The 23,443-nt window shown below is 30.2% G+C and carries 23 protein-coding genes and 1 pseudogene; 10 read left to right on the forward strand and 14 right to left on the reverse strand.

What is annotated here, in order from left to right; translation table 11 throughout:
- The 4 genes from ACH2CG_RS04920 to ACH2CG_RS04935 all read left to right on the forward strand — a co-directional run.
- The coding region (locus ACH2CG_RS04920) for a hypothetical protein (RefSeq protein ID WP_395062790.1) at nt 1-343 on the forward strand (343 nt) is incomplete at its 5' end.
- A complete protein-coding gene (locus tag ACH2CG_RS04925; protein ID WP_395062792.1) occupies nt 283-525 on the forward strand; it encodes a T9SS type B sorting domain-containing protein in 243 nt (80 codons plus the stop codon). The genes ACH2CG_RS04920 and ACH2CG_RS04925, both read left to right, overlap by 61 nt.
- A gap of 138 nt (nt 526-663) precedes the next feature.
- Nucleotides 664-918 carry an acyl carrier protein gene (locus ACH2CG_RS04930; protein WP_395062794.1) on the forward strand — a complete coding sequence of 85 codons (255 nt, stop codon included), beginning with the start codon at nt 664-666 and terminating at the stop codon, nt 916-918.
- Entirely contained in the window at nt 918-1,403 is a 486-nt protein-coding gene (locus tag ACH2CG_RS04935; protein WP_395062796.1) for a 4'-phosphopantetheinyl transferase superfamily protein, read from the forward strand. Before ACH2CG_RS04930 ends, ACH2CG_RS04935 begins: the two co-directional genes overlap by 1 nt.
- A gap of 53 nt (nt 1,404-1,456) precedes the next feature.
- Here the strand turns inward: ACH2CG_RS04935 and ACH2CG_RS04940 are convergent, their stop codons facing one another.
- The 3 genes from ACH2CG_RS04940 to ACH2CG_RS04950 all read right to left on the reverse strand — a co-directional run bounded on the left by ACH2CG_RS04940 (nt 1,457) and on the right by ACH2CG_RS04950 (nt 5,011).
- The gene (locus ACH2CG_RS04940) at nt 1,457-2,209 is read right to left on the reverse strand and encodes a hypothetical protein (RefSeq protein WP_395062798.1); all 753 of its coding nucleotides are present in this window, start codon (nt 2,207-2,209) and stop codon (nt 1,457-1,459) included.
- Nucleotides 2,210-2,498: 289 nt separating this feature from the next.
- A complete protein-coding gene (locus ACH2CG_RS04945; RefSeq protein WP_395062800.1) occupies nt 2,499-3,095 on the reverse strand; it encodes a PolC-type DNA polymerase III in 597 nt (198 codons plus the stop codon).
- A gap of 2 nt (nt 3,096-3,097) precedes the next feature.
- Nucleotides 3,098-5,011: a DUF294 nucleotidyltransferase-like domain-containing protein gene (locus ACH2CG_RS04950; protein WP_395062802.1), complete on the reverse strand. Its 1,914-nt coding sequence runs from the start codon at nt 5,009-5,011 to the stop codon at nt 3,098-3,100.
- 143 nt (nt 5,012-5,154) lie between these two features.
- Between ACH2CG_RS04950 and ACH2CG_RS04955 the strand changes: the two genes are divergently transcribed.
- Nucleotides 5,155-5,790 carry a Pr6Pr family membrane protein gene (locus ACH2CG_RS04955; protein ID WP_395062804.1) on the forward strand — a complete coding sequence of 212 codons (636 nt, stop codon included), beginning with the start codon at nt 5,155-5,157 and terminating at the stop codon, nt 5,788-5,790.
- A gap of 96 nt (nt 5,791-5,886) precedes the next feature.
- Here the strand turns inward: ACH2CG_RS04955 and ACH2CG_RS04960 are convergent, their stop codons facing one another.
- Both ACH2CG_RS04960 and ACH2CG_RS04965 read right to left on the reverse strand, forming a co-directional pair.
- Nucleotides 5,887-7,425, reverse strand: a complete 1,539-nt coding sequence (locus ACH2CG_RS04960) for a DEAD/DEAH box helicase (protein WP_395062806.1) — start codon at nt 7,423-7,425, stop codon at nt 5,887-5,889.
- Between the two features lie 76 nt (nt 7,426-7,501).
- Nucleotides 7,502-8,017 carry a DUF6155 family protein gene (locus ACH2CG_RS04965; RefSeq protein ID WP_395062808.1) on the reverse strand — a complete coding sequence of 172 codons (516 nt, stop codon included), beginning with the start codon at nt 8,015-8,017 and terminating at the stop codon, nt 7,502-7,504.
- Nucleotides 8,018-8,104: 87 nt separating this feature from the next.
- Here ACH2CG_RS04965 and ACH2CG_RS04970 point away from each other — a divergent pair, with 87 nt between their 5' ends.
- Entirely contained in the window at nt 8,105-8,389 is a 285-nt protein-coding gene (locus tag ACH2CG_RS04970) for a DUF3817 domain-containing protein (protein ID WP_395062810.1), read from the forward strand.
- Nucleotides 8,382-9,641 (forward strand): mechanosensitive ion channel family protein, encoded by a 1,260-nt coding sequence (locus ACH2CG_RS04975; protein WP_395062812.1) that lies wholly within the window; start codon nt 8,382-8,384, stop codon nt 9,639-9,641. The genes ACH2CG_RS04970 and ACH2CG_RS04975 overlap by 8 nt, the downstream gene beginning before the upstream one ends.
- Here the strand turns inward: ACH2CG_RS04975 and ACH2CG_RS04980 are convergent, their stop codons facing one another.
- Nucleotides 9,642-10,031 (reverse strand): acyl-CoA thioesterase, encoded by a 390-nt coding sequence (locus tag ACH2CG_RS04980; protein ID WP_395062814.1) that lies wholly within the window; start codon nt 10,029-10,031, stop codon nt 9,642-9,644.
- A gap of 311 nt (nt 10,032-10,342) precedes the next feature.
- Between ACH2CG_RS04980 and ACH2CG_RS04985 the strand changes: the two genes are divergently transcribed.
- The 3 genes from ACH2CG_RS04985 (at nt 10,343) to ACH2CG_RS04995 (ending at nt 12,640) form a co-directional block, all read left to right on the forward strand.
- Nucleotides 10,343-11,662 carry an OmpA family protein gene (locus ACH2CG_RS04985; RefSeq protein WP_395062816.1) on the forward strand — a complete coding sequence of 440 codons (1,320 nt, stop codon included), beginning with the start codon at nt 10,343-10,345 and terminating at the stop codon, nt 11,660-11,662.
- Nucleotides 11,663-11,738: 76 nt separating this feature from the next.
- The gene (locus tag ACH2CG_RS04990; protein ID WP_395062818.1) at nt 11,739-12,140 is read left to right on the forward strand and encodes a glyoxalase; all 402 of its coding nucleotides are present in this window, start codon (nt 11,739-11,741) and stop codon (nt 12,138-12,140) included.
- A 14-nt stretch (nt 12,141-12,154) separates the two neighbouring features.
- Nucleotides 12,155-12,640: a hypothetical protein gene (locus tag ACH2CG_RS04995; RefSeq protein ID WP_395062820.1), complete on the forward strand. Its 486-nt coding sequence runs from the start codon at nt 12,155-12,157 to the stop codon at nt 12,638-12,640.
- Nucleotides 12,641-12,646: 6 nt separating this feature from the next.
- Here ACH2CG_RS04995 and hisB read toward each other — a convergent pair.
- The 8 genes and pseudogenes from hisB to ACH2CG_RS05035 all read right to left on the reverse strand — a co-directional run.
- Nucleotides 12,647-13,204: pseudogene (hisB, locus tag ACH2CG_RS05000) on the reverse strand (histidinol-phosphatase); the annotation flags it as partial.
- A gap of 101 nt (nt 13,205-13,305) precedes the next feature.
- A complete protein-coding gene (locus tag ACH2CG_RS05005; RefSeq protein WP_395062822.1) occupies nt 13,306-13,788 on the reverse strand; it encodes a hypothetical protein in 483 nt (160 codons plus the stop codon).
- 16 nt (nt 13,789-13,804) lie between these two features.
- On the reverse strand, nt 13,805-14,509 hold the full coding sequence (locus ACH2CG_RS05010) for a VIT1/CCC1 transporter family protein (RefSeq protein WP_395062824.1): 705 nt from the start codon (nt 14,507-14,509) through the stop codon (nt 13,805-13,807).
- 8 nt (nt 14,510-14,517) lie between these two features.
- The gene (locus ACH2CG_RS05015) at nt 14,518-15,636 is read right to left on the reverse strand and encodes an efflux RND transporter periplasmic adaptor subunit (protein ID WP_395062826.1); all 1,119 of its coding nucleotides are present in this window, start codon (nt 15,634-15,636) and stop codon (nt 14,518-14,520) included.
- Nucleotides 15,637-15,642: 6 nt separating this feature from the next.
- Nucleotides 15,643-19,974, reverse strand: coding sequence for a CusA/CzcA family heavy metal efflux RND transporter (locus ACH2CG_RS05020; protein WP_395062828.1), 4,332 nt, complete (start codon nt 19,972-19,974; stop codon nt 15,643-15,645).
- A 73-nt stretch (nt 19,975-20,047) separates the two neighbouring features.
- On the reverse strand, nt 20,048-21,427 hold the full coding sequence (locus ACH2CG_RS05025; protein ID WP_395062830.1) for an ATP-binding protein: 1,380 nt from the start codon (nt 21,425-21,427) through the stop codon (nt 20,048-20,050).
- A gap of 1 nt (nt 21,428) precedes the next feature.
- Nucleotides 21,429-22,097, reverse strand: a complete 669-nt coding sequence (locus ACH2CG_RS05030) for a response regulator transcription factor (protein WP_395062832.1) — start codon at nt 22,095-22,097, stop codon at nt 21,429-21,431.
- A 2-nt stretch (nt 22,098-22,099) separates the two neighbouring features.
- Entirely contained in the window at nt 22,100-23,425 is a 1,326-nt protein-coding gene (locus tag ACH2CG_RS05035; RefSeq protein ID WP_395062834.1) for a DUF3570 domain-containing protein, read from the reverse strand.
- Nucleotides 23,426-23,443: the final 18 nt, after the last annotated feature.

Here is a 23,443-nt window from a genome sequence, read left to right on the forward strand (position 1 = left end):
GCCTAATGCTGGTCAATGTGCTACAAGTTTTACTTTAAATACTACAATTATTCCTGATAGTGGTTTTACATTTACTTATAGCGTTAATGATGATTTTGATGTAGAACAAACCATAACAGTTCAAACAAATGGTGGAAGTGGTCAATTTTTATACAGTTTTAACAATGCACCATTTCAAAGTAATGCAACTTACACAACATCACTAGTGCAGCAAGTTTTAGTCAAAGTTAAGGATGTAACAGATACCGGAGATTGTTTTGTTATAGAAGAATTAGTTTTACTATGGAATTACCCCAAATTTTCACACCAAATGGTGATGGATATAACGACAATTGGAACATAACTTCTGATAAAGAAATCAAAATTGAAATTTATGATCGTTTTGGTAAAGTGCTAAAGGTTTTGAAAAATAACGAAACTTGGAACGGAACTTTCAAACAGCAACTTTTGCCAGCTTCTGATTATTGGTTTGTAATTTATTACAACGCTAAAGTTTTTCGAAGTCATTTTAGTTTGAAGCGGTAAAATAGATTAAATTTTAATTAGGATTTAAGTTTAATTTTAACTATATTTAAACTGATTATATTCTATGCCGAAACACGATAAGCATAATGAAGCGAAATCATAAAAAATAAATTTAAAACTCAAACCGAAATAATAATAATGACTAAATCAGAAACTTTAGAAAAATTAAAATCGATTGTTAAACCTTTTGTTAAGAACGAAGAAGCCTTTCAAAACATCACTGAAGAAACCGATTTCATTAATGATTTACAAATAAATTCGGCCAATTTGGTAGACATAGTTTTAGATACAGAAGAAGCTTTTGATATTGAAATTGACAATGCTTCGATGGAGAAAATGCTTACTATAAAAGCGGCTTTAGAAATAATAAACACCAAATTAACAGAAAAATAATGATTGGAAACGACATTGTAGATTTGGCTTTATCGCAAATAGAAAGCAATTGGAAACGCAAAGGTTTTATAGATAAAATTTTTACAGTACAAGAGCAATCCGCTATAAATTCTTCTGAAAATCAAGAGATTATGATTTGGAATTTATGGAGTAGGAAGGAAGCAGCTTACAAAATCTACAACCGTCAAACCGGAATTAGAAACTACAATCCCATACAATTTGAATGCTCCGATTTGGATTTAGAAATAGGAAAAGTAGTATTTGACAACAAAGTTTTTTTTACCAAAACCGAAATTACTTCGGACTATATTTATACAGAATCAGTTGTAAAAATCATTGATTTTGATAAAATTAAAACCATTGCTCGACCAGAAAATATTCAAAAGGAAGAAGGAATTCCGTATTATTTTGATGTTTTAGATTTAGTAAATAAACCACTTTCGATTACACATCATGGACGTTTTGAGAGGATTATTTCTATTTGATGAAATTATTGTGTGTTTATTTAATTTTGGAAATTGTTTTGGTTTTAAAATAACTATAGATGAAGGTACACAGTAGAAACTTCTTGATTGTCTTTTCGTTCTAGTTTATGAGTATAATTTGGAAATGGAAGCACCAAAGATTGTTCCTCTTTAAATGAATTGGATTCCTTGTTTATCCATGTTAACAGCAATCGACCAGTAGATAATTTGAATAATGGAATAGTCTCTTTTGATTTAAATACAATAGAATCTTCATTTTTAGATAACTCAGTAAATACCCATTCGTTATTTTTATCTGTAATTGTGTAGATCCATTCCTTATGTAACTGTTTAAAATAAATAGTATATACCCAAATCGTTTCCTTAACCTTTATAGTAATAGCAAACTGTTGCTTTAATGAAACGTTATTTAATTTAATTCCTATGCTTCCAACTGCATTTTTTGGTGGTGTTTCTATTGGTATATTTTGAAATTTATGTTCCTCAAGAATATTACTTTCTCTAGAGTTAGTCCAATAATAATAGGGAATTGCCAAATTAACATCGATTGGATAAGCAGTGTAATTGTAAAAGTCAACATTGTTGCATACTACCCAAAAAAATAATAGTTCAACTTGTTTGTTAATTGCTTCATAATCTTCAATATAGCAATCGATACTTCCTAATTGATTTCTAAAAAAAATGCGATTATTTTTCACAAATTCTTTGTTGGTTGTCGCCAGAATAATTGTTAAATCATTATTGAAATCAATTTTTGGGTCTTCGTTAAAATCATGACGAAGTGCTATTGAAAAAAAGTGTATCATTTGGTTTGGTTATAATGAAGTTTGATAATACAGCTGCTGTTAAAGCCAGCGGTAATTATTTTTTTATATTTCTAGTAACCAGTTGAAATATTACGCTATAAAAACTCAATAAATATTTTATACATAACGCTAACAAATAGTAATGTAGTACTTAGATCGTAATAGATTTTCAAAAAGGCATACTGTATCGAATCATGAACAAATAAACTTAGCAATAGTTTTTTATTGTATTGTCAATTAGTGCAATGCCTTCGAAAAAAAACTTAAAACTAAATGATTATTTATCACTTTACTTCAATCCCAAACGAGATTTTAGTTTAAGAAACAAAAGTGCAATGGTGTAAGCATCATCGGTTGTAGAAATTCGTTCTGTTTTGGCAATTTTAAATAAATGAGACAATTCATCCAAAGAGAAGTTTTTATCATTTATATCATGAAGTTTTTTATACATGACTTCAATATCAAGGGCTTCATTTTTTAGCCTTCCACAAGCTAATTTTTCCAAAGCTACATTGATCATCTCTACATCAAAGTTGATGCGATGCCCAACCAAAGTGGAATTACCAATAAAATTAATAAAGTTTTCTATCGCTGCTGGTTCGGCTAATTTTGGCTGATTACTTTCTAATAAAAAATCATTGGTAATGCCATTATCATGCAAATATTTGTATTGTGGAATTGCAATTTCAAAAGTATCACCTATATAAATGTTATCGTTAACAACACCAATAGCTCCAAAAGAGATTATCACATCTTTACTAGGATTTAAACCAGTAGTTTCAACGCTTACAGCCACATATCGATTTGATTTTTTATCAAATTTAGATACATAGTTCTTCCAAAATTCTGGGTGTTCTTTGCTAATATTTTTTAACCAGTCGAGCATAATTATGAAAATTGTGTCAGTTGAAACCTATCTTTTATCAATTCTTCCAAATCACGCATAGGAGCAAGGGCATTTTTTAATTTCTCTTTATCTACTTTATTCAACTCGTCCAAATTGATGTATTGTCCCGAACTATCATTTTTTAATCCTTCTAAAGTTCTAAATTTTGAAAGTACTAAAAAGGCATCAGCACAATTTAAATACACTTCAGAAAACTTAGGATCAACCATTGCTAATTGTTTATATCGTAAGTAAGTACTATTAATTCCTTTGATGTTATTGCTTAAAACCAACATTCGTGCGCCATCAATTAAAGGCATTAAAGCTCTAGTTTTAATATCAAATTTACCTTTGTTTTCGCCTTCTTCCTCAATGTTAAATTTCTTAAAAAAGTTAAGTGGAGTAGGTTTCTTTAAAGCATCGTTTCCTAAATAATCAAAGAAAAGAACATTATTTTTGGCATTTTTAAAAATGGTATCGGTAATAGCATCTTCAATTTTTTGTTCGCCAAACGCCATTTCATAATCAAAGAAAACACTACTAATTTCGTTAGAATTTTCACCTGGAGTATTCATCCAGCTGTTGTATTGTTTTGTCCAATCAGTCAGTGATTTACACCATAACATATTACTTGCCATGTGACCTTGTGGACAAAAAGAAAAACCTACTTTTTCTAATGTAGCCGTAGTCTTTTTAGCCATTTTTAAAAAGTAGTCTTTTACATCACGATACTTATCAGCAGAAACGTCTTCAAAAACCAAAATACTATCTTGATCAGTGTACAATAACTGTTCCTTTCGGCCTTGACTTCCTATACTTAACCAAGCAAATCGGGCTGGAGGCGAACCCAAATCTAGAATTGCTTGTTCGACTGCGCGTTTTACAATAGCAAGTGTAATCTCGCCGGCAATGCTATTAATGTGCGTAAGCGGAATATTTTTATTTATGGAGGATTGGACAATATCGGTTAGTTTATCACGAACCAATTTCAATTCTTTAGCCGATTGCGAACGTTTAATTTCTTTAAGCAAAACACCTGGATTGTTGGCTTGAGCAACTACTAAATCATGTTCAGAAATAATGCCTTTCACATCAGATTTATCTGTTCCGTCTTGCGTTACACAAAGATGCGTTACACCATGTTTTAACATGACCAATTGCGCTTCGGCAACAGAAATATTCTCGGCAACAGTAATAACAGGCGATGCCATTATTTTATCAATGGTATTTGACAACGGAAAACGACCAGTGGCAACTTTAGATCTAAAATCTTTATCGGTGACAATACCAACTGGATAACTTTGTTCGGTAATTAAAACACTGTCCAACATATTGTCTGTAACTAATTGTGCTGCTTCTTTAATAGTAATTTCAGTACTAATTTTTAAAGGAGTTTTATTGTAGGATAGCGATTGAAAATAAAGCATATCAGATTGATTGTCTGAAAAACCTACGTTATCCGAAATTAATCCATGATTTTGACTGTCAGAATTACTTTTGGTATTTGCAGCAAAACTTTCTAATAAGAAATTTAAAACTTCAGAATTTTGAGCAACAAAGGGTTTAAAAGTGGCAATAGGAATGGCGTAAACAATAGATTCTTCGCGTGCTTTTGCATTCATTTGATAATTGTTTTTCGCAAAAAACGGACGCAATCCAAAGATATCGCCAGCATAACATTTATTTAAAAGCGATTCTTCTGCATCAGAAATAACCGTCAAATGAATTACGCCAGAGGCAACAACATAAAAACAATCGTGCAAAACATCATTTATTTGAAACAATGACTTGTGCTTTTCTAGATTGATTACACGAATTGTATTGGCAATTTTAATTAAATCCTCGTAAGGTAAATAATTGAATGGCTCATACTCTTTAAGAAAATCGGCTACACGCTGTGAAATCGCATTACTCATAATCAAACATATTTTTATAAAAATAGAAAAAAACACTGAAAGTGCAAAAGTAATAAAGATATAAATTGAAATTGAATTAAAAATGTCGTTTTATAGCTATGTCAATTCATAAATTATTTAATTTTACAATTCAAATAGTTAGTATGATAACAAGAAATAACAATAAAAATTATTTAGTAATAGTTTGTTTTCTAGTATGTTGGACTACAATTGTAAGTCAATTTATACTAATAATTCAAAATAGAGTAGTGTCAATAGCCGAAACGCTGGCTAGATTTTTCACTTTTTTTACTATTCTTACTAATATTATAGTAGCTATAACATTTACAGTCATTTGGCTTCAACCAAAAAGCAGAATAAATTTCTTTTTAAAACCTAATACTCAAACGGCAATTGCAGTATATATTTTTGTAGTAGGTTTTATTTACAACACAATTCTCAGATTTATTTGGCAACCACAAGGAATTCAGAAAATAATTGACGAAATGTTGCATTTAATTATTCCCACAGTTTATATTTTATACTGGTATTTTGAAGTTAAAAAAACAGCGATTATTTGGAGAAATATTTTAGGCTGGTTGATTTATCCAATACTTTATTTGATTGTAATTATGATTAGAGGAACTTATTCTAATTATTATCCGTATCCCTTTGTGAATGTTTCAGAACTTGGATTAGTAAAAGTTGCTATAAATTCTGTTTATCTAACAATTTTTTTCGGAACAATGTCGGTAGTTTTTGTTGGAATAGCGAAGTATATTAGCAGCAATAAGAAATAGTTCATACAAAAAAGGTTTGATTATTAAATATTCTATTTTACATAATATAAATTATAGTTCAAAATAATGATAATAAGAAGAGATGCTTTTTAGCAATTAATCAGCTTCATTCATAACTTTTATTCGGTATATTCTTCCAATAGCGATTGTAAGTTTTAAAGAATAATCTTCAATTAACCAGCTTCTATAGTTTTTAGTAACGTTTCCTAAGCAAACACAATATTGACGAATTCTATATTCGATATCGTCGTTCAATTCTTTAGATAATTTTCGGGCGTCAATTAATTCTTCGGTATTTTCAACACACATTGTTGCATGTTGTTCTAACGATTTTTCTAAAATTGATTTGGCTTTCAAATTGTTTTTGACTGTAAATTTAAATTCTTCATTGATATCCATAGAAATATCAATTGATTTACTGAATTTTTTACGTAATTCTTCGGGCATTACATATTTGAAATTGCTCTCAATGTCAGCATCTTCGCGAAGGCTTTCTAAATAATATTCTGGCGATTTAAAGATGTGTTGCCAATCCATTGGATTATTCCATAAACCAAATCGTAAAGCGTTGTTACCTAAGTCAATAACATTAAAATTATCTTTATGAGGTAATTTTCTAGATCCACGACCAATCATTTGAAAATAAAGTGTTAACGACTTTGTAGCACGATTTAAAATAATTGTTTCAACTGTTGGTTCGTCAAATCCTGTGGTTAAAATTCCAACTGAAGTTAATATTGCATCAGGAGTTTTCTTAAACCAGGTTAGAATTTCTTTTCTGTCTTCGGTTGTTGTGGTATTGTCTAAATGTCTAATATTGTAGCCAGCATGTCTAAAACTCTCGTAAACATGCAAGGAAGTATTGATTCCGTTGTTAAAAATCAAGGTTTTCTTTCCAAGTGATTTTTCGGTATACGCATGCAATAATTTTTCTTGCATCACCATATTACTGTACAAATCATCGGACGATTTTACAGTATAATCGCCGTTAATTCCGACTTTTAAAGAAGTTAAACCAACATCATAACTGTAAGTTGTTGCCTTTGCAAGAAATCCATTATCAATAAGATTCTGAATGGTATCGCCAACTATCAATTCGCTATAGTTTTCATACATTGGCAACTTAATATTAGAACTTAATGGTGTTGCTGTAACGCCTAGTATAAAAGCATTTTCAAAGGCACTAAACAACTTTCTAAAAGAGTTGAAGTGAGCTTCGTCAATTATCACTAAACCAATATCTTGTATTTCTAACTTTTCGTCGTTAAGTCGGTTTTTTAAAGTTTCAACCATGGCCACAAAACAAGAATACTCTTCTTGATCTGGAAGTTCCTTAATGGCGCTATTTATAATTTTATTTTTAACATCAAATGTCTTTAGCATTTTGGATGTTTGCTTACAAAGTTCAATTCTGTGGGTTAAAACAATCACTTTTTTATTGTGTTGTTCTAAATATCTTCTGGTAATTTCAGAAAAAATAACTGTTTTTCCGCCACCAGTTGGCAATTGATAAAGTAAATGATAATTATGAGGTGCGTTGTCTAGCCGTTCGAATATCTTGTCGATATCGCCTTTTTGGTAACTATAAAGTTCCTTTTTATCTTCAATTTCGACAAGTAAATCTTTTTTAGACATAGTAATTTTTACAATTTTGCAAAATTACGTCTAAAAAAGAGTTTCAACGCTATGTTTTTAGAAATATATCAAAAATTTAATAATCAAATCGTTCTACGATGGCATTGAATTCATATTTATTAATCCAATTTTGTCGTACAGATTCCTCTTTTATAGCCACTACTCTACTTTTAAAATCCTCTAGAATACCTTTTTCTATCATAAAACTTATAGCTTGTTCAAACGAATTTAACATACTTTTATAGAATGCTTCTTGGTTTATTTGTCTTTCGGAAGAAAGAGTTTGTGCAATTTCTACATTATAAAGCATTACATCTACAATTATAAAAGCATCTACACCAAGTGAAATAAAGTGTTTTATAAATTTTTGAGCAGTAGAACGACGCATTTTGGGTTTTTTACCACGAATTGGATAATATTCGTTAGAGATTTTAAGCTTGGCATCTTTAACTAAATTTCGTTCGTTTGGGTTAAAAACAAAATCATAATAGACTTTTACATCTTTAAATTTGTCATATAACTCAATAAGTTGCTCTTCAAGTTGCTCTTTATTTAATTCAGATAAATACTTTTTTAGATCTCGTTTGCTCATAATAAATGCTAAATTATTACAAAAGTAAGTTACTTTATGGTTTTAAATTAATCCTATTAGCTTAATTTTGCAATCTAAATAATTACTATGATTAAGATTTTCAAATTTACAGCAATTTCTGAAGGAATTTCCTATTTGGTTTTATTTGCCAATATGTTGTTTATTAAACCTAATAACTTTGATTTATACAAAACCTTGCTTTTTCCAATAGGAATGGCACATGGTATTTTATTTATTGGCTATATAATTTTAGCCTTTCTTGTTAAGAAAAGTCAGCGTTGGTCAATAAAAGATTTTTTGATAGTTCAAGTGGCGTCACTATTGCCTTTTGGAACTTTTTACATTGAAAAAAAGTATGTAAAAAATGCATAATTTGTTAGAAAAAATATTTGGTTGGTTGTATCCATTGCTTCGTAAAATGAGCTTTGGAGAAACGCTTTCGTCGTATATTAGTTTGGTGATTAATATATTGATTTTATGTGTTTTAGCCTATTTTATTTATATTCTTTTTAGATTAATTTTAGTTACTGTTATGGCAGTTGTTGCTAAAAAAACCAAAACTAATTTTGATGATTTATTAGTTTCCAATCAAACTGCCAAATATATTGCACATCTTACACCATTTCTATTTATTTTCAAATCGGTTCCTGTAATTTTAGAAAATTATGTGTATTGGGAATCAGTTTTTGGAAAATTAGTCGGAATTTATATTATTTTATTAACACTTTGGATTGTTCGAAGTGTGTTAAAAGCTATAAGAGATTACTTAAAAGAACAACCTAGATATAGTGACAAACCTATTGATAGCTACATCCAAGTAATAATGATAGTTTTATGGATATTTGGAGTTGGGGTAATTATTTCTAAAATATTTGACATCAATACCAATACATTATTTGGTACTCTTGGAGCAATTTCGGCAATTGTAATTTTGATTTTTAGAGATACCATTCTTGGGTTTGTAGCAAGCGTTCAGGTTTCGCTAAACGATATGGTTCGAATTGGTGACTGGATAACGTTTGATAAATTTGGTGCCGACGGCGATGTAATCGAAATAAATTTGGCAACTGTAAAAGTTAGAAATTTTGACAATACAACCACAACAATTCCCACATACAGCTTGATTTCAGATTCTTTTAGAAATTGGCGTGGTATGCTAGATTCTGACGGAAGACGAATTAAAAGACATATTCTTGTTAAAGCCAAAAGTATCCGTTTTTTAACCGAAGAAGATTTGGATAAAATGAAAGAAATTCAATTGATATCCAATTATATAGACATCCGTCAAGATGAAATAAATAAATATAATAAAATTTATAATGTAGATAAATCACTTTCTATAAATGGGCGAAACATGACCAATTTTGGACTTTTTAGAAAATACATTACCAATTATCTTGAGAATTATCCTAGTTTAAATAAAAACATGATTTTATTATGCCGTCAATTGCAACCTACGGCACATGGAATTCCTCTAGAAATTTATGCCTTTACAAAAGACCAACGATTTCAAGAATATGAATATGTCATGGCAGATATTTTTGACCACATTATAGCTTCAATTTCTTACTTTGATTTAGAAATTTATGAAATGCCCACAGATAAAAACAACTTCGAAGCGTAATTATTTTTTTAATCTGTCTTCTACATATTCAATTTTTGTTTTTCCATGAGGATGTGGTTTTCCGTTCAATCCAACACTTACCATTGTTATTGTATCAATAGAAATAATGGTTTCTTTGGTCATCATGTTTCTAACTTGGCACATTAGTGTTAATGAAGTTACACCAAATTTTATTACATCAATTCCAATTTCTACAATATCACCTTGTTTAGCCGAGCTTCTAAAGTTTATTTCCGACATGTGTTTGGTAACAATTCTTGGACTTTCAAGTTGTATTATAGAATAAAGAGCAATTTCTTCATCAATCCAAGCCAATAAACGCCCACCAAATAAAGTACTGTTGGGATTTAAATCTTCGGGTTTAACCCATTTTCTAGTATGAAATCTCATTTATAATTTAATTTTTATGCTACAAATTTAAGGATTTCAAATCGTATTTATCAAGTTTTGTAGCTATTGTAAATTTTAAACTCAAATCTTTAGTTTGATTATTCTTGTTAAAAATAGAATGGATAGATTTATGTTATTGATCAAATTTATTTAACATATTTAGTTTAATAAATTAATAGTTATTCAGTTATAAAATTAATTTTTAAAAGTTAAAGTGTATGTTTTAATGGTATTTGTACTTTAAAAAGTTGTTAATTTAGTGTAAAACATTATATTTGCAAACTAAAATAGTTTTTAACTTAATAAATAATATGAAAAAAATTACATTATTGTCTTTAATGTTGGCCTCAACAGCAAGTTTATTTGCACAAGATAAAGAAGTAAAAAAAGACACAGCTTCGTCTGGATACAATCAATGGACAATTGAATTAACAGTAGGTCAAGCAAAAGGTGTTAAACCATATTCTGTGGGATATTATTCTAGTGACGCTGGTTCTTTTCTAGGTAAACCACAAGCTAATGGATATTCATTATCTGCACGATACATGATTAGTCCAAAATTTGGTTTTAAAGGTGGTTTACATTATGACGAAATAAAAAATATTAAAAATAACGGAAGTATTCCTTTCAAAATGCAACAAATGGGTTTGTCTATTGAAGGTGTTATCAATGCAAGTAGATTGTTTGACATACAAGAATCTTTATCAAGATTTGGATTGCTTTTTCATGGTGGTATAAGAATTGATGCAATGACATCTAAAACTGTAGATCAATTTTCTTACCAAGATCATAATTTAAATATGACAGAATATAATGGTGGATTAGTTGTTGGTGTATCGCCTCAATTTCGTTTTTCTAAAAAAATGTCATTATTATTGGACGTAACTATTCAAAACAGTTACAGACAACATTTCAATTGGGACGGATCATATTCTGACGCTTCTAATAATCTAAACGGACAATTAGTAACAACTTCATTAGGTTTAACTTATTCGTTGGGTAGAAATGATATTCATGGAGATTGGGCTATTATTAAAGACAAAAATATCGAGCAAATTGAAGCGTTAGATAAAAGAGTTGGCGATATGGAAACTCAAATGAATGATACAGATAAAGATGGTGTTCCAGATTATTTAGATCAAGAAAACAATTCAGTAGCAGGTGTTGCTGTTGATACTAGAGGTAAAATGGTAGATATCAATAGAAATGGAGTTCCAGATGAGTTGGAGCGTTATATTGATAAAACATCTAAAGAAAATACAGATAAAAATAACGTTGACATGGTTAAACGTTTGATCAATGAAGGTTATGTAACAACTTATTTTGATACGGCTAAAGTTAATCCAACAAATGTTTCTACAGAAGGAATTGATTTTATTAGAACCTATTTGAAAAATAATCCTTCAGCGTCTATTGATATTTATGGTCATGCAGACGAAGTTGGATCTACTGAACTTAATAATGCTTTATCTAAAGGTCGTGCAGAAGCTGTAAAAGCAATCTTAGTGAAAACTGGGATTAGTGCATCTAGATTAAACATAGTTTCATCAGGAGAAGATACTTCTGTAGATGTAGATTCTGAAGGTGCAAGAAAACTTGTAAGAAGAGTAACATTCAAAATCAAAGAATAATTAACAATTTATTCTTAATAAATATAAATCAACCTCTGTTTTTTGACAGAGGTTTTTTTATAACTTTAAATAAAAAATGGAAACTAGAAATTTATTGATTTTAGAATTAAGAAGTGAAGCAATTGGAATGGTTTCCAATCAATCATCGCCTGAGGAATCGTTTCAAAATAAAACCTTACGCCCTATTTTAAAATTTCAAAATGATATATTTATTGAAGTTTTTAGAAACTATGCGATCAAACAAAAGAACGTTTTTTTTACGTTGTCACCAGATAAGAAAAATGCTTACATTGAAAATGTAATTCAGCGTGATATTAAATTTAGAAATTCGCTAAAAGGAATGGTTATCGGATTATTTACAACAGATGAATATAATGAATATATAAAAAATTCATCTAATCTAAATAAAAGGATGATGAATATGTTGATAGAACGATTAAAAAGTCAGGTGCTTTTGTTTGAAAATGCAACATTATAAACAAGATTATATTAATGAAAAAACATTTTTTATCATTACTCTTTTTGTTAAGTCTTTATTCCTTTTCTCAAGAAAAACAATCAAATAAAAAATATGATTTAGCTTTTTCTCCAGGAATTATTTGCCAAGGAAATATGTTTAACGAATTAAATGTAACAGTTGGAAAAATCTCCACGGAAAATTGGACAGTCGGAATTGTTGGTTGGCGAATAGGAATTGAATCAAATTTTAAATACAACAGCGAATTTATCATTGCACCCAAAGTTGGATATGACATTTCTATGACATATTTTACCGTAAGACTTTCGGCTGTTAATTATTTTCAAAATAATAAATCTGAATTTAGAATTTTACCAGAAATGGGTATAAGTCTAGGAGGAAGTTTTTGTTTGACCTATGGATATGGAATTAGCCTAAAAAATTCTGAAATTGCAGGAGTTTCCAATCATAGAATTGGTTTAAGTTTTAATATCAACAAACAACTCAATGATGCTTTTTAATTAGTTCTTCAAAAACTCATAAATCACTTTCCAACTAATAGTTTGAAGAATAATATTTTTTTGTAAATCTTCTACTTTAGAGTTTAGTTCTGTTGCACCTAAAATTTCATCATTGTTAATAAAAATTCCTTTTGCACCGAGATTTTTAGCAAATTCCATATCGGTTAATCGATCGCCAATCATGAAGGAATTAGCTAAGTCATATTCTGAATTGTTGATGTATTCTGTTACCATACCAATTCCTGGTTTTCTAGTTGGTTTTTTATCTGCTGGAAAAGAATCATCAATAAAAACTTTAGTAAAAACAATGCCTTCATTTTTAAAAGCTTTCAGAATTTTATTGTGAATGTTCCAAAAGGTAATTTCGGGTAAAACTTTGGTTCCTAATCCGTCTTGATTGGTAACCATAACCAATTCATAATCTAAATTACGAGCTATTTTCCCCAAATATCGAAATACCTCGGGATAAAATTCTAACTCTTCAAAAGTGTCTAAAACATAATCTGGCGCTTTGGCTTCCTTAACAATTGTTCCGTCACGATCAATAAAAAGTATTTTTTTCATTTTATGAATTTTGATTCAAATCTAAATAAAAGGAGCAACACAGCTTAAAGAAATTTTATAAATTTTCTAACTTGTGTTGCATTTTTTTTTAAAGTATGTTATTAATCTTCTTGTGCTTCGCCTCCACTCTGAGTTTTCTCTGTACTCGGTCTTATTTCTGTATGACGAATTTCACCGCCAGAAGTTCCGGTTTGTTTTCCTAAGATGACAGCAACAACAGCAATCGTTAAGGCTAAAAATGAAACTAAATTTGCTTTAGCTTTCTTTTTAACATTAAATACCAAACCTACAATTGAAACTATGCCTAGAAGATATAGTACAATTGCCAATTTTTCGGCCATTTCTTCGTGTTCATGAATTATTTTTTTTCCAATAGAAGGCATGTCTTCTACCATTTCTTCTGCGCCATCACCAGTTGCCATACTTGCAAAAGCAAATAAAGCGGTTACAATAAATATAATGTAAGCTGTGTTCATAATAGTATTGTTTTTTAAAACAAGTGCGGCAATCAAAATTCCCAATCCAAAAATCGTCCCAATAATTGGAAAATGGTTTACAACCAAGTGTAAATGTGCGTCATTCATAGTTAACAAGTATTTATTAATTTTTAAAAGCATTTTCAAATCCTATAGCAACAAAATAAGCTGCTGCTGCTGCTATCAATCCAATTAATGTAACTTTGAAAGCACCAATTATTGGAGGTTGACCAGTAACTTTAGCTTTAAAATAACCAAATATAAACAAACAAAGCGTTGTTATTGCCAAAGAAAGTTTCAATCCATCTATTGGTGTGTCAGTAATAAAATAAGCAGATAATGGCATTAATCCACCAATAAAGTAAGCAATTCCAATTGTTAATGCAGAGTTTCTAGCTCTTTTTGGATGTGGTCTTTCTAAACCTAGTTCAAATTTCATCATAAAATTGACCCATTTGGTTTTGTCTTTAGATAATTCATCTGCAAGAATATCTTGTCCTTCTCGACTTATGCCATAATCGGCAAAAATATCTTTTATCTCTTGCATTTCTTTTTCGGGCACCAACTCTACTTCTTCAAATTCTCGTTTTAACTCACTTTCGTAATGTTCCTGTTCGGTTTTTCCTGCAAGATAACCGCCCAATCCCATTGCTATACATCCAGCAACAATCTCAGCAATACCTGCCGTTAAAATAATATTATTGTTACTTACAGCACCACTCAATCCTGCTGCAAGTGCAAACGGAACGGTCAATCCGTCGCTCATTCCAATTACTGCATCGGTAATAAAATTGGAACTTTTTAAATGTTTTTCATCATGTAACATCATTAGGTTATTTAGTTTATAATATCAAAAACACCTTTAGTTAATAGTTTCGAGCTAGCATTGATTTCGTCATTAGGAATAACTTCAACAAAATTTTCTGATGAAGCTCCTTTTTCAACGAGAACTTTTTTAAATGAAAATCCTTTTGCATCTTCTTTCTTTAATAAAAGTACAAAATATTTTTGATTTTCAGTAATTAATGCCTCATTTGGAATTGCCAATCCTTTTTTGGAATCGGTAATTATTTGAGCTTCGACAAACATTCCTGTAAGTAATTTTTGCTTTATTGCATCGTCTAAATGTCCATGAATATTGATGGTTCGATCATTTCCTTCAATAGACTTTCCAACCAAATGTACTTCTGCATTAAAAACTTCTTTACTTGCTTCTGGAACAGTAAATTTGATTTTTTGACCAATTTTTATTTTCAAAATATCTTTCTCAAAAACAGCTAATTCTAAGTGCAAATGATTGGTATCAACAATTTCTAAAATCACATCGGAAGCCGCAATATACATTCCAACATTAGCATTCATAATTACAATATCACCAGAAATTGGCGAAAAAATAGTTACAACTGAAGTCAATTTTCCTTTTTCAACATTACTCGGATTGATGTTTAATAAAACTAATTTTGCTCTTAAACTTTGATACATTCCTTTGGTTTTTCGATAATCGCTTTCGGCTTTTAGGTAATTTTTTTGAGAAGTAATTTTCTCATCATACAATGTTTTTTGTCTTTCAAATTCCGATTTCAAATAAGTAATTTGTTCAGCAACTTCAAGATAATCTTTTTGAATGTCAAGAAATTCAGTATTTTCCATTGTTAAAAGTGCTTGTCCTTTTACAACTTTATTCCCAACCAAAAGACTTGTAGATTTTACGTAACCACCAATAAACGAAGTGATTTTGGCTCTATTTTGTGGCGGAACATCAATTCTACCCGAAGCTTTTACAGAAACATCAAAATCTTGTTCTACTGGAGTACCAATTTCCATTGCCATGGTTTTGAATTGATTTGTAGAAATCACAGTCAATCCGGTATCTTTTTCAGTTGGAGTTTCTGTCTTAGTTTCTTTACACGAAATTAGTAAAGAAGTAGCTGCTAAAATATATAGTATTTTTTTCATTATAAATTAATAATTAAGGTACTGTAAATCAAATTGGGTTTTGTTATATTGCAACACATTTTCAAGATAATCAACCTGAATTGTAGTGGCATTTTCTAAAGAAGTAATGTATTGAAAAAAATCAATTTCACCATGTTTGTAACTCATATCGGCAACTTTAATGATTTCCTTGGCTAGTTTTTCTCCATATTCTTTATAGTATTTAATACCTTCTTCGTGCTTGATCAACTCGCTTTTCTTTTGTGCGATAAACTGTTCAATTTTTGTTTGTTCGTTTTGCTTTTGTTGCTCCCAACTTTGTAATTCTAAATTAGCAACTTTGTTTTTAGCTTTTGCTCCTCCAAATAAAATTGGAACTGATAAACCCAATTGAAATCCGTATAAAGACTGTGATAAACCATTATTTTTTCCTTGAAAATACTCTAAATTTATATCGGGTAAATAGTGTTGTTTTTGAAGGTTTACATTCGACTGATATGCTTTTGTAATAGTCTCAAAATAATAATTATACAACTCTTTATTTAAACCATCAGCCAAAGTACTATTTGGAATTAATTTTTCATTTTTAATAATTGTTTTTTCATCAGATTGTAGTAATCCTTGAAGCAATTCATAATTAGCAATTTTATCTTTTTCAATTTGTGCTAATTTGGTTCTGATTTGACGAAATTTACTTTGTGCCGTTATTTTTTCAAGATAATTAGTCTCGCCCAATTCAAATCGTCTGTCACTTGCTTTCGAGAAATTTTGATACAAACTGTCTAGATATTTAAATAATTTTTCTTGATTTTGATAATAAACAATATGATTATAAACTTGTGCTACTTCATTTGACAATCTATTTTTAGTGATTTCAAAATTTGATTTTTCTCTTTCATATTCAGCAGAATATAATTTCTTTTGCGCACCATAAACTGTCGGAAAAGCAAATCGCTGTTGCACTCCAAAAACTTTCAAAGGTTCATTATTCAACGCCAAATTATTCTGATCATAACTGTAATAAATATTGGTTTTATCAAATGAATAAGCCGTTTTAATGTTTGCTTTTGATTTATCAATTTGCAATTGTGCTGCTTTGATTGATTTATTATTTAGATGCGCTTTAGCAATTAAACTATCCAATTCTGGAGTATTATTTTGAGAAAATGCGAGTGATGAACTTAATAATAACAAGATGATTGTTGTTTTTGCATGGATTTTAAACTTGGCTTTTTTACCTTCTTTTTTGTCCAAAAGTTTGTATAAAATGGGAAGCACAATCATAGTCAAAATAGTTGCTGTAAACAATCCACCAATCACAACTGTCGCTAACGGACGTTGCACTTCTGCTCCTGCAGATGAAGAAATTGCCATTGGTAAAAACCCTAAAGCTGCTGCAGCTGCAGTTAGTAAAACTGGACGTAATCTATCGGTTGTGCCTTTCAAAATTAATTCGTTTATATCTTTCATTCCTTGGTGTTTTAGTTCTTTAAAATGTTCTATAAGTACAATTCCGTTTAGGACAGCGATTCCGAAAAGTGCAATAAATCCAACGCCTGCCGAAATACTAAATGGCAAATCACGAATCCAAAGAAACAAAATTCCTCCCACAGCAGAAAGTGGAATTGCAGAGTAAACCATTAATGCTTCCTTTACTGAGCCAAACGCAAAATACAACAGAATGAAGATTAGAAATAATGCAATTGGAACTGCAATCAACAATCGCGCTTTGGCACTTTGAAGATTTTCAAATTGACCACCATAAGTTACATAATAACCTTCGGGTAATTTTATTTTTTCGGTTACAATTTTTTGAACATCGTTTACAACACTTTGTAAATCGCGATTTCTCACGTTGATTCCCACAACAATTCTTCTATGAGTATTGTCTCTTGAAATTTTTGCTGGACCTTCTGTATATTCAATTTCCGCCAATTCTTGTAACGGAATTTGTTCACCATTTGGAGTTGGAACATATAGATTTCTTAAATTATCAATATCTTGGCGATTGGTTTTATCCAAACGAATTACCAAATCAAAACGTTTTTCTCCTTCAAAGACAGTTCCAACCGTTTTCCCAGCAAAACCAAGAGCTATCATTTCGTTCAAATCACTAATATTTAATCCGTAACGTGCAATTTTTGAACGATTGTAAACCACACTCATTTGTGGTAAGCCTTCTGTTTTTTCAATAATAATATCGGACGCACCTTCCACATCTGCAATAGCATATTTTATTTGGTCCGCTTTTTTTGCTAAAACATTCAAATCTTCTCCGAATAATTTAATAGCAACATCACTCCTAGTTCCAGAAATCAATTCGTTGAAACGCATTTCTATAGGTTGCGTGAATTCGATTTCCATGTTTGGAATTTGTTTCTCTATTTCTGATTTAATTTTATCAGCCAGTTCATCTTTACTATCGGCAGAAACCCATTCGCCTTTAGGTTTTAGTTTTACAATAACATCCGATTCTTCCATACTCATTGGATCGGTTGGTACTTCGGCAGCACCAATTCTACTTACAACTTGTGTAACTTCTGGAAAATTTTTCAAAATTATTTTTTCAATTGTAGTTGTAGTTGCAATAGTTTTAGTTAGCGATGTTCCTGTTTTTAAAACTGGTTGAATCACAAAATCACCTTCGTCTAAAGTTGGAATAAATTCGCCACCCATAGTTGTAAAAAGTACAATTGCAAAAACTAATAAAGAGATTGCTCCATAAATTACTTTCTTAGTATTACTTAAAGCCCAAGTAATTACAGGCAAATACCAGGAATTCATTTTGGCAATTAATCGAGACGAAAAGGAATTTGGATTTTCTTCTTTAGGTTTTAAAAATAAGGATGAAACTACCGGAACATAAGTAAAACAAAGCAACATTGCTCCTACTAATGCAAAACTAAACGTCATTGCCATTGGCTTGAACATTTTTCCTTCAACACCAGTTAATGATAGAATTGGAATAAAAACAATTAAGATAATCAACTGACCAAAAACGGCAGAATTCATCATTTTGGAAGCACTTTTATAGGTGATTTCATCAATTTGAATTTGTCTGTCTTCATTCGTTAAATTAACTAAATGTCTTGATTTATAAGCAATTTGAAAAGCAATGAATTCTACAATAATTACGGCACCATCAATTATAATTCCGAAATCTATTGCGCCTAAACTCATCAAATTAGCATCGATTCCGAAGATGTTCATGAACGAAATGGCAAACAATAAACACAACGGAATTACCGAAGCAACCACCAATCCTGAACGCCAATTTCCTAATAAAAGAACGACAACAAAAATCACTATTAGACAACCTAAAATAAGATTTTCAGCAACGGTAAACGTAGTTTTTCCTACCAATTCGCTTCGTTCTAAAAAGGGATTGATGTAAACGCCTTTTGGTAATGTTTTTTGAATTTCAGCAACTCTAGTTTTTACATCGCCAATCACTTGTTTTGAGTTTCCACCTTTTAGCATCATTACTTGACCAAGTACTTTTTCGCCTTCACCATTTCCGGTAATTGCTCCAAAACGATTGGCACTTCCAAAACCAATTTGCGCCACATCTTTTACATAAACCGGAATTCCATTGGAGTTTTTAACTACAATATTCTCAATATCTTCAAGTGATTTTACTTTTCCTTCGCCACGAATAAAATAACTTTGATTTACCTTTTCAATATATGCGCCACCAGCAATACTATTGTTATTCTCTAAAGCATTGAAAACATCAATAGTTGAAATATTCATCGCTTTAAGTTTGGACGAATTTATGGCAACTTCGTATTGTTTTAAATATCCGCCCCAAGTATTTATTTCTACAACACCTTTTATTCCAGATAATTGACGTTTTACAACCCAATCTTGAATGGTTCTTAAATCGGTTACAGAATATTGATTTTTATATTCGGGTTTTACATCTAAAACATATTGATAAATTTCGCCTAATCCAGTTGTAATTGGTCCCATTTCTGGAGTTCCAAAGCCTTGAGGGATTTTTTCGGAAGCTGATTTTATTTTTTCTGCTATTAATTGTCTTGGAAGATACGAACCCATATCGTCTTCAAAAACTATGGTTACTACCGAAAGTCCAAATTTTGAAATAGATCGAATTTCTTTAACGCCAGGCAAATTTGCCATTTCTATTTCTACAGGATAAGTAATAAATTGTTCTATATCTTGTGTAGAAAGATTTCTAGAAGTTGTAATTACTTGCACCTGATTATTAGTTACATCTGGAACGGCTCCAATTGAAATTTGAAAGACAGAATATACTCCAAATCCGAAAATTCCCAGAGTAAATAGTAAGACTATTAGTTTATTTTTTAAGCTAAAAGCGATGATTTTTTCAAGCATTTTTATATTCTTTTTCTTATGACAAAGATAGGTAAGCTATAAAATTAATGCTTAAGATACACTTAATATAAGATTAGGGAATGCTTAAAATTAGGGTTGTTCCAACATGTTCTTCACTTGAAATAGTGATTGAAATGGATAGTAAATCGCACAATCGTTTAACAATTGATAAACCCAAACCGGTGCCTTTAATTTCGGGATGATTGACCACATCAGATCTATAAAAAGAGTTAAATATTTTGTCTAAATCTTTAGATTGAATTCCAATTCCATTATCGGTAACGGTACAAATTATTTTATCGTTTTGTTTAGAAAGTGACACATTAATTACTCCATCATCATTAGAGTATTTTACAGCATTTGAAATAATATTACTAATTACAATAGAAAGTAAATAAGTATCCGATTTGGTATAGAAATCAGCATCAAATTGTGATTCAATTTTTAAATTTTTAGATTTAATTTTTTCAGAAGAACGAGCAATTGTATCTAAAACTATTGAATTTAAATAAACCGATTCGTTTTGAATATTTTTCTTTTGGTTTTCAAATCTTGCTAGTAAAAGTAATTGATCTACCAAATTGTTTACGCGATTGACTTCATTGATGCAAAAATTGATTTTATCTTCATACTCTTTTTGTTCTCTTGGTTTTCTAATTAAAACTTCCATAGTTCCTTTGATTACGGCTAATGGTGTTCTTAGTTCGTGAGAAACATCAGATGTAAATTCTTTTTCACGCTCTATTGCATTTTCAATTCGATCTAGTAAATTATTTATTGTTTCAGAAAGTGTAAATAATTCGTCTTTATTGTAAGGCAATTCAATACGTGATTTTAGATTGTCTTTTGTAATTCGGCTAGCAGTATCGATAATAGATGTTACTGGTTTTATGCTTCTGCCTGCAATTAATCTTGCAATTAAAAACAAAACCACCAAAATTAATGGATATGCAATTATTAAAATATTGGACAAATTGGTGATTACCATCAAAGAATCTTCAAGCGACATGGCAATTATAAGGAATCCTACTTTTTTTTCATTTTCAATAAGAGGAACTTGAATTTGACGAATAGCGTTTTTTGAAAGTTTGGCGTCAAATAATTCATTATTGGCAATTTTTGTATTTAAAACTAAAGATTGATTTTTAAGATTTGGAGATTTTGCAACCAATCGACCTTTAGTATCAACAAACTGAACAAAAACCGGATTTACATCTAGAGTATTGTGTTCGCGCTCGTTCCATTCGTCTTGATGGGTTAAAATTATTTGGTTATTTTTAATTTCAATTTCAGTTAAATGTTTGCTCACTTCTAACGAAATATCGTTGTTAACATGATTGTAAACACTTATTTTTACTATCGAATAGATTACAAAAAACACTACAAATACTAATAAAGCAGTACTTATAATGTAATTGAATGCAATTCTGTTTTTAAATGAAAATGGCGTCATATTATTTTGTATCGTTAGCAATATAACCTACACCTCGAATGGTTTTTATGCAATCTTCATCTTTAGACAGACTTAATTTTTTTCGGATAGCATTCATAAAAACATCAATTACGCCGGTGTCATATTCAAAATGGATGTTCCAAACGTCTTCAATAATTTGAGTTCTAGTACAAACTTTACCTTTGTTTTTAATTAAATACACCAACAATTCAAATTCTCTTTGTGTTAATACGACTTCTTTACTATCTGAAAAAACTTGATGTTTACTAATGTCAATTTTTATAGTATCCAATGACAATTGTTTACTTTCGTCTAAAGTTCTAAAATGAATTTTAATGCGTTCTAATAATTCTTCAAAACTAAAAGGTTTTTTAATATAATCATTAGCACCAGCTTTTAAACCCTCGATAGTTTCTTGAATTGTGTCTTTGGCAGTGAGGAAAATAATAGGTGTTTTTAAATCATTTTTTCTGATGGTTTTACAAACATCCAATCCTACCATTTTGGGCAACATCCAATCTAACAAAATTAAATTAGGTGCTTTGTTTATGGCATAATCTAACCCTTGTTCCCCATTATTAGCAACAATTATTTCATAACCTTCTTCTTCAAGTCCTTGCTTTAGAAAGTCAGAAATTCCTTTTTCATCTTCAACAATTAAAATCTTCATAGTTATTGCATTACAAATTTAAATCCTAAAGTTCCAATATTAGAACTTAAACCATCACTCCTATTGTAGTGATTGAATCTAAAATCAATATTTTTCAAACCAAATTTCCAAATTTTAGTAGTAGTAAAAAGATCGGTATAGGTTACTCCAAATCCATATTGATTGGCATTAAATGTTGACAAATCATAATCAGAAGTATAGTATTGTTCTGTGGATAAATGCTTTTCGAAAGGAGCAAAATACTTAGATTGTGTTTGTGTATAATAACGATACATTGGAAAAACCGTAAATTTATCTGTGATTTTTATTGGCAATTCAACCGAAGCTGTATGCGCTGTAATATCCCAATTGTCAGTATAATAACGGTAGTATGTTCTTAAAATAAATCGTACGTTGATGTAATAATTCCAACGCAATCCTATTGGTAATTTAAACCTTCTGCTTGGTAATTTTTCTATTGCATCAGCCAATCTGTAAACACCTTGATTAGCACTATTTTCATAATTTGGAACAAAAGCAAGATTTCCGTAGTAATAATCGGGTTTATCTGCAAAGTAAATTCGTTGGTAAGGTGTAGAAAGTTTTCCTTCTTGTTGAACCAAATCAAAGAAAATTGAAAATTGCATTTTCTTGGTAAGCACTTGTGAAAAACTTATTGAAGCCGAATAGGAATTTCTAGCTGTACTGTTCCAAGCGGTAAAACTTGGAGTGTAAGATGGATTGAAAATAAAATAATTACTATTTCTTAATTCACCAGGATAAATTGGTCGCCATTGATCTAAATAAGCATTGGCTTTAACTGAAATTTCAGAATTTTTATCGTTAAATAATTTTGTAATTCCACCACCAAAACCTACAGAAGTATAATCATATTCATTAGAGAATGCTACATCTGCTGTCCAAATGAAATTTCTGTTGTCACTACTATGGCTATAATTTGCAACTAATGAAATCAATGCATCCGACTCTGATGCGCCAGATGAACTTTGCCAAGGTGTTGGATTTTTAGAATCATACGGATTAATATTACTTGATGATGCAGATGTGTAAGCAGACAATCCTGCATCAATAGTAAGCACATCATCATCGTTCATTGGCATTGCAACAATAATATTAGAAGCAACATCGGTCAATTTTTCTGAACCAATTCCACCAGAAACAGCCGAATGAGCGCCATCTTGATTGTAGTAACTAAGCATAAAATCAACTTCTGTCGATTCTAAAACTCGCTTTTTAAAGACAACTGTAGTATCTTTTGCTACTTCTTTATCTTGAGAAAAGGCAAACCCTGAAATAAAGAAAAGTGCTATTATTAATTTATTTTGCATCAAATTTTTGAGTATAAA

It is taken from the genome of Flavobacterium sp. (assembly GCF_043778725.1).
Lineage (GTDB): Bacteria > Bacteroidota > Bacteroidia > Flavobacteriales > Flavobacteriaceae > Flavobacterium.

What these genes read in the sequence shown, in the direction of transcription:
- ACH2CG_RS04980 (WP_395062814.1), bottom strand. Translation starts at nt 10,031, where the DNA reads ATGAGATTTCATACTAGAAAATGGGTTAAACCCGAAGATTTAAATCCC.
- ACH2CG_RS05030 (WP_395062832.1), bottom strand. Translation starts at nt 22,097, where the DNA reads ATGAAGATTTTAATTGTTGAAGATGAAAAAGGAATTTCTGACTTTCTA.
- ACH2CG_RS04935 (WP_395062796.1), top strand. Translation starts at nt 918, where the DNA reads ATGATTGGAAACGACATTGTAGATTTGGCTTTATCGCAAATAGAAAGC.
- ACH2CG_RS04940 (WP_395062798.1), bottom strand. Translation starts at nt 2,209, where the DNA reads ATGATACACTTTTTTTCAATAGCACTTCGTCATGATTTTAACGAAGAC.
- ACH2CG_RS04930 (WP_395062794.1), top strand. Translation starts at nt 664, where the DNA reads ATGACTAAATCAGAAACTTTAGAAAAATTAAAATCGATTGTTAAACCT.
- ACH2CG_RS04945 (WP_395062800.1), bottom strand. Translation starts at nt 3,095, where the DNA reads ATGCTCGACTGGTTAAAAAATATTAGCAAAGAACACCCAGAATTTTGG.
- ACH2CG_RS05005 (WP_395062822.1), bottom strand. Translation starts at nt 13,788, where the DNA reads ATGAATGACGCACATTTACACTTGGTTGTAAACCATTTTCCAATTATT.
- ACH2CG_RS04990 (WP_395062818.1), top strand. Translation starts at nt 11,739, where the DNA reads ATGGAAACTAGAAATTTATTGATTTTAGAATTAAGAAGTGAAGCAATT.
- ACH2CG_RS05025 (WP_395062830.1), bottom strand. Translation starts at nt 21,427, where the DNA reads ATGACGCCATTTTCATTTAAAAACAGAATTGCATTCAATTACATTATA.
- ACH2CG_RS04985 (WP_395062816.1), top strand. Translation starts at nt 10,343, where the DNA reads ATGAAAAAAATTACATTATTGTCTTTAATGTTGGCCTCAACAGCAAGT.
- ACH2CG_RS05020 (WP_395062828.1), bottom strand. Translation starts at nt 19,974, where the DNA reads ATGCTTGAAAAAATCATCGCTTTTAGCTTAAAAAATAAACTAATAGTC.
- ACH2CG_RS04965 (WP_395062808.1), bottom strand. Translation starts at nt 8,017, where the DNA reads ATGAGCAAACGAGATCTAAAAAAGTATTTATCTGAATTAAATAAAGAG.
- ACH2CG_RS04950 (WP_395062802.1), bottom strand. Translation starts at nt 5,011, where the DNA reads ATGAGTAATGCGATTTCACAGCGTGTAGCCGATTTTCTTAAAGAGTAT.
- ACH2CG_RS04970 (WP_395062810.1), top strand. Translation starts at nt 8,105, where the DNA reads ATGATTAAGATTTTCAAATTTACAGCAATTTCTGAAGGAATTTCCTAT.
- ACH2CG_RS04925 (WP_395062792.1), top strand. Translation starts at nt 283, where the DNA reads ATGGAATTACCCCAAATTTTCACACCAAATGGTGATGGATATAACGAC.
- ACH2CG_RS04995 (WP_395062820.1), top strand. Translation starts at nt 12,155, where the DNA reads ATGAAAAAACATTTTTTATCATTACTCTTTTTGTTAAGTCTTTATTCC.
- ACH2CG_RS04960 (WP_395062806.1), bottom strand. Translation starts at nt 7,425, where the DNA reads ATGTCTAAAAAAGATTTACTTGTCGAAATTGAAGATAAAAAGGAACTT.
- ACH2CG_RS05015 (WP_395062826.1), bottom strand. Translation starts at nt 15,636, where the DNA reads ATGAAAAAAATACTATATATTTTAGCAGCTACTTCTTTACTAATTTCG.
- ACH2CG_RS04975 (WP_395062812.1), top strand. Translation starts at nt 8,382, where the DNA reads ATGCATAATTTGTTAGAAAAAATATTTGGTTGGTTGTATCCATTGCTT.
- ACH2CG_RS05010 (WP_395062824.1), bottom strand. Translation starts at nt 14,509, where the DNA reads ATGATGTTACATGATGAAAAACATTTAAAAAGTTCCAATTTTATTACC.
- ACH2CG_RS04955 (WP_395062804.1), top strand. Translation starts at nt 5,155, where the DNA reads ATGATAACAAGAAATAACAATAAAAATTATTTAGTAATAGTTTGTTTT.
- ACH2CG_RS05035 (WP_395062834.1), bottom strand. Translation starts at nt 23,425, where the DNA reads ATGCAAAATAAATTAATAATAGCACTTTTCTTTATTTCAGGGTTTGCC.